Annotated in this window: 2 protein-coding genes and 1 pseudogene; 1 reads left to right on the forward strand and 2 read right to left on the reverse strand. The window is 72.9% G+C overall.

Annotated elements, in window-relative coordinates; genetic code table 11:
* Nucleotides 1-182: 182 nt before the first annotated feature.
* A pseudogene (locus ABZ833_RS43765) lies at nucleotides 183-1,235 on the forward strand (glycosyltransferase 87 family protein); the annotation flags it as partial.
* A 4-nt stretch (nucleotides 1,236-1,239) separates the two neighbouring features.
* On the opposite strand, the gene ABZ833_RS43770 reads toward ABZ833_RS43765, so the two are convergent.
* Nucleotides 1,240-2,883, reverse strand: coding sequence for a DNA repair helicase XPB (locus tag ABZ833_RS43770; RefSeq protein ID WP_249589228.1), 1,644 nt, complete (start codon nucleotides 2,881-2,883; stop codon nucleotides 1,240-1,242).
* 162 nt (nucleotides 2,884-3,045) lie between these two features.
* Nucleotides 3,046-5,628 (reverse strand): helicase C-terminal domain-containing protein, encoded by a 2,583-nt coding sequence (locus ABZ833_RS43775; RefSeq protein WP_361059173.1) that lies wholly within the window; start codon nucleotides 5,626-5,628, stop codon nucleotides 3,046-3,048.
* Nucleotides 5,629-6,000 lie beyond the last annotated feature (372 nt).

The raw sequence follows: 6,000 nt of genomic DNA on the forward strand, positions 1-6,000 counted from the left end.
CCCCGCATCCGACCCTGGACGCACCTGCTTTCCCGCCCACCTACCCGTGACCCCGCAGTCGGCCCCGCACCCGCAGACGGAGCGGTTCCGCGGGGGCGGGATCCACTAGGGTCGCCGCCGTGAAGGCACCCTCTGTGAGCAAGAAGTCACCCTCCGTCAAGGCCCCCGCGCCAGCAGCCGCCCTGCTCGCAGTCTCCCTCGCCGCCCTCGCCACCCTCTGCGCAGCCCAACGCATCCCCATGGCCGACACCCTCGTCTACCGAGCCGAAGGCACCGCCGTCGTCAGTGGGAGCGATCTCTACGGGTTCACCGTCACCGAGTGGGACCTCCCGGCCACCTACCCGCCCTTCGCCGCCATCCTCTTCGTACCCACCACCTGGCTCCCCCTCCCCGCCCTCAAGCTCACCTTCCTCATCGGCAACGTCGCCCTCCTCGCCCTCCTCGTCCACCTCTCCTGCCGCCTCACCGATCTCCCCACCCCCCGCCTCACCACGCTCCTCACCGGTACCGCCCTCGCCCTCTGGCTCGAGCCCGTCTTCCAGACCCTCCTCTTCGGGCAGATCAACCTCGCCCTCGCCTGCCTGATCCTCTGGGACCTCACCAGACCCCCCGGCGCCGTCGGCAAGGGCTTCGCGATCGGTGTCGCCGCCGGGATCAAGCTCACCCCGGCCGTCTTCATCGCGTACCTCTTCCTCACCCGGCGCGTACGCGAAGGGCTCACCGCCACCGCCGCTCTCACCGGCACCCTCGCGCTCGGCGCGCTCGTGCTCCCCGCCGCCAGCATCGACTTCTGGACCCACCGGATCTTCGAGACGGGCCGCGTCGGCAAGGCGTGGATCGTCGACAATCAGTCGCTGCAAGGGCTCGTCGCCCGCCTCGCCCACGACCCGCACCCGGGGCTCCTCTGGGCCGTCCCGGCCGCCCTCACCGCCGCCGCAGGCCTGTGGCTGGCAAGCCGCCGCACCACCGGCGAACCCCGCGGCGTCCTCCTGACGGCCGCCACCGCGCTCCTCGTCTCGCCCATCAGCTGGTCCCACCACTGGATCTGGTGCGTCCCGCTCCTGGCCCTGCTCATGGCAGAGGGCCGCCCCCGCCTGACCGCGGCGGTGGCGACCCTCTTCACGGCCCGCACCCTGTGGCTCATCCCGCACCAGGGCGACCTGGACCTACGACTCCCTGACTGGCAACAGCCCTTGGCGTCGCCCTACACCCTGCTGGCCCTCGTGATCATGGCCGTACTCAGTTGTCGGCCAGCAGCTCGTCCGCGTCCACGATCCGGTACGCGTACCCCTGCTCCGCAAGGAACCGCTGCCGATGCGCCGCGAAGTCCTGGTCGATGGTGTCCCGGGCCACGACGGAGTAGAAGCGGGCCTCATGACCGTCGGCCTTCGGACGCAGCACACGACCGAGCCGCTGTGCCTCCTCCTGCCGGGAGCCGAACGTCCCGGACACCTGGATCGCGACCGTAGCCTCGGGCAGGTCGATCGAGAAGTTCGCGACCTTCGAGACGACGAGGACGGAGATCTCGCCCTCCCGGAACGCGCCGAACAGCTTCTCGCGCTGCGCGTTCGTCGTCTCGCCCTTGATGACGGGCGCGTCCAGGTGCTCGCCCAGCTCGTCGAGCTGGTCGATGTACTGCCCGATGACCAGGGTCTGTTCGCCCGCGTGCTTCTTGACCAGCGCCTCCGTCACCTTCCGCTTCGTGGCGGTCGTGGCGCAGAAGCGGTACTTCTCCTCGGCCTCGGCCGTCGCGTACGCGAGGCGCTCCGAGTCCGTCAGATTGACCCGCACCTCGACACAGTCGGCGGGCGCGATGTACCCCTGCGCCTCGATCTCCTTCCACGGAGCGTCGAAGCGCTTGGGCCCGATGAGGGAGAAGACGTCCGACTCACGCCCGTCCTCCCGCACCAGCGTCGCCGTCAGGCCGAGCCGCCGCCTGGCCTGGAGGTCGGCGGTGAACTTGAAGACGGGGGCGGGGAGCAGGTGCACCTCGTCGTAGATGACAAGACCCCAGTCCCGGGAGTCGAAGAGCTCCAGGTGCGGATAGACACCCTTCCGCTTCGTCGTCAGGACCTGGTACGTCGCGATGGTGACGGGCCGGATCTCCTTCCGGGTCCCGCTGTACTCGCCGATCTCTTCCTCGGTCAGCGAGGTCCGCTTGATCAGCTCGTGCTTCCACTGCCGGGCGGAGACCGTGTTGGTCACCAGGATCAGCGTGGTCGCCTTGGCCTCGGCCATCGCACCGGCGCCCACCAGCGTCTTGCCCGCGCCGCAGGGCAGCACGACCACACCGCTGCCGCCGTGCCAGAACCCCTCGACCGCCTGCTTCTGATACGGCCGCAGCGCCCAGCCGTCCTCCGCGAGCTCGATGCGGTGCGCCTCGCCGTCGACGTACCCGGCGAGGTCCTCGGCGGGCCACCCCAGCTTCAGGAGGGTCTGCTTGACCTGTCCGCGCTCGGAGGGGTGGACGACGACGGTGTCCGCGTCCACCCGCTCACCGACGAGCGGCTGCACCTTCTTGGAGCGGAGGATCTCCTCCAGGACCGGACGGTCGGTGGTCGTCAGGACGAGACCGTGCGTGGGGTGCTTCGAGAGGGTGAGCCTGCCGTAGCGCGCCATCGTCTCGGCGATGTCCACGAGCAGCGCGTGCGGCACGGGATAGCGGGAGAACTCCACAAGGGCGTCCACCACCTGCTCGGCGTCGTGCCCGGCGGCACGGGCGTTCCACAGCCCGAGCGGTGTCACGCGGTAGGTGTGGATGTGCTCGGGAGCACGCTCCAGCTCCGCGAAGGGCGCGATGACTCGGCGGCAGGCGTCGGCCTGCTCGTGGTCGACCTCGAGCAGGAGAGTCTTGTCCGACTGGACGATCAGGGGACCATTCACGCGCGCACCCTTTCGGTAAGCCAAACGTCCAGTGTGCCGCATGGCGCGTGAATACGTTCCGGCCTCGGTCGGCGGCCGGGGTCCGCGCGGAGCTCCAGGGAGCCCTAGGGGGCCCCGGAGAGCCCCCAGGGAGCCGCAGGGAGCCTGCCGGGCCCGGCGGGCTCAGTCGTCCGCCAGCTCCGCGACCCCCGTGACCCGGTGCAGGGGGTACGTGCGGACCTCGTCCGCCGTGTGGTCGTACGCCGTGACGAAGCCGCCCTCCACCCGGATCGGGGCGATCACGCGCTGGCTCGCCGAGCCCTCCGCGTTGACGTAGCCGATCCACACCGCCTCGCCCGTCAGGACCGCGGCCTGCATCGTGGCGAGGGTCTCCGACGCCGTCGTGCGGGGCAGCGCGTCGCCCGTCTCCGGGGCTGCCTTGCGGGGCGCAGTCGAGGCCAGGTCGCCCGCGCGGATGGCGCGTACGGCCGCGCCGATCAGCGTGGTGTCGGCCAGCGGAGGGCCGTCGTGGACCGGCTCCGGCGCGGTGCGGGGCGGCGAGCGGTGGGCGTGTGCCCGAGTGATCAGTACGTCGCCCTCGGCGCTCTCCGCGGCGGGCGCGAAGCCCATCGAGCGCAGGCCTTCGAGGAGCGCCCCGGGGTCGGCCTGCGCGGCGAGCACGGTCGGCGCGAGGCGGCGCAGGCGCAGGCTTTGGGAGCGCTTGTCGGCGAGGATCTCGTTCAGGAGGGCCTCGTCGTCGCAGCGGACGTACGCGGACGCGGCGCCGATCCGCAGGTGGCCGTGTTTACGGGCCACGTCGTCGATGAGGTACGCGAGCGGCTGCGGAACCGGCGTACGGGAGTGCGCGGCCAGGAAGGCGTGCAGGTCGGACGCGGCCTTGCCCGCGTCGAGCGCGCGCCGCACGGAGCCGGGCGTGAACCGGTACACCGTCGCCCCGCCCTTCGACTCGACGTCGGCGAGCACGGCGAGCGTCTCGGCCAGCGGGCGCTCCAGCGGGCCGGGGGCCACGGCCGTGAGGTCGGCCTGGAGCAGGACGTGGTCGAGCGGCTCGGGGAGCAGGGGGGCGAGCAGGCGGGCGGCTCTCGCTCCGGAGACGGCGAGTTCGGCGGGGGAGGGGGGTGCGGGGTGGGTGGCTGCTGTTGTCTGGGTGGCTGTTGTTCGTGTTGTGGAACCCTCGTCCTCGCTCTCGGAGCCGAGCAGTGCCCGGCCGTGCGCGGACAGTGCCCCGCGGCCCGTGATCCCCAGCAACTCCGCTTCGTTCAGCGTCCATTGGGCGATCCGGGCCCGCAGCTCCATGGGCGCGTTGGCGGCCGGGGCGTGGGTGGACACGCCTCCGGCGGACGCGCCGCCCCCGGCCGAGCCGCGCGGCGGTCGCTCCCATCGCAGGCGCGCGAGGATCGACTCGGGTGTCGGGCTCGCGCCGTCCGGCAGGGTGGTGAGGAGCGTGAGCACCCGGTGCCTGATCTCCGGCGCCGAGGAGCGGTCCAGGTGCGGGCCGAGCGCCGACAGCGTGCGGTCCTTGCCGTCACGGCCGCCGATGAGGCCCGCCGTGCGGGTCGCCGTCAGCCAGGCCGTGGCGAGGACCGACCAGCGCTCGGGGGCGGACAGTTCCTGCCAGTCGTCGTACGCGGGTGTCGCCGCGTACCGCTCGTCCGCGTCGCCGTCCGCCGCCACGAGGCCCGCCGCGTAGGCCAGTTCGACCCAGAACGCCGCCACCGGCTCCGGTACGTCGAGGGCCACCGCCGTCCGCTTCAGGTCGCGCACGCTGAGGCCGCCCGCGCGCAGCACGGTGGGGCCGCCCTCGTCCCAGTCCTTCAGGAGCTCCTCGACCGTGTCGAGCGCCATGTACGCCTGGCTCGCCGCCGCCGCGTCCACAGCCTGTGGACGGTGTTCGCGCAGCGGCTCGACGGCCGGGGGGAACGGTTCGAGGACCCGGTGCGCGCGGCCCGCGCGCAGGTGGAGGGCGGCTTCGCGGGGGAGTACGACGGTGCCCGGGGATGTGGGGAGCAGGAGCCCCCGGTCGAGGAGCCAGCGCAGGTGGCGGGCCGGGTCGGCGGTGACCTGGCCGTAGGGCGGGCCCCAGACGAGCCGTGAGAGCACCTCGACGGACTCTGCGGGGGCCTCGTCGAGCAGCGCGGACATGCGCGTGCGGTCCGCGAAGAGCTCGGTGAGCGACTTGACCGCGGAGACCGCGTCGTGGGTGGAGGGGAGCCCGGCCGCCGCCACGATGTCCTGCATGCGGTTCGGCGACATGCCCGCGGTGGCTTCGGCGACGGTGGGGCCGAGGCCGGTGGGCGAGGGGTACTGCGGGGCGGGGGCGAGGAGTTCGCGTGCGGTGCGGACCAGGCGGATGCGGTCTTCGGCGCCCCAGGTGAGGGCCTGCTCGCGGAGGGTGGCGAGGGCGCGGCCGAGCGCGGCGTCGACGGTGGCGTCGCCTCGCCCGTCGCCTTGCTCGTCCCCGGCGACGAGGGCGTGCAGCTCTTCGTACGTGGCCGGTTCCGGGGCCACGGCGAGCGCCTCGGCGACCTGCTGGGCGAACCGGTCGAGGCGCTCCAGGGCGCGGACGACGGAGGCGCGGGTGGCCGCGCGGGTCGCGAGCTGGGTGAGGTCGTTCGGGACCGGGGTGAGGAGGTCGGGGCGGGCGTGGAGCAGCGCACCGAGGGACGCGTCGTCGCGGGACCGGAGTGCCTCGGCGAGGGACCGGGGTGTGTCCGCTGGGCGCTGGGGCTGCTCGTCGGTGCTCATCAGGGTCACGGTAGCGGGTTGGGGTGCGGTGCCGGGCGTTCCTGGCGGTGGTCCGGGCGTGGGGTGGGGTGCTGGGGGTCGGTGCGGGTCTGTCCTGGGGCGGGGCCGTGCCGGTATGTCCGTCCTCGCTATCGTCCGGTGGCCGTGGGGTTGCTTCGGTGGGGGAGTGCTGGGAACCGTGCTCCGGGCGGACATACCGGCACGTCCCCTTGGGTGCGTGGCCGACTGCGGGGGCACTCGTGCTGCGGGGCTGGTCCGTCTTGTGGGGCGGGGCCGCGCCGGTATGTCCGTCCTCGCTATCGTCCGGTGGCCGTGGGGTTGCTTCGGTGGGGGAGTGCTGGGAGCCGTGCTCCGGGCGGACATACCGGCACG

The sequence above is a fragment of the Streptomyces sp. NPDC047525 genome, from assembly GCF_040643025.1.
GTDB classification, from domain to species: Bacteria; Actinomycetota; Actinomycetes; order Streptomycetales; family Streptomycetaceae; genus Streptomyces; species Streptomyces durmitorensis.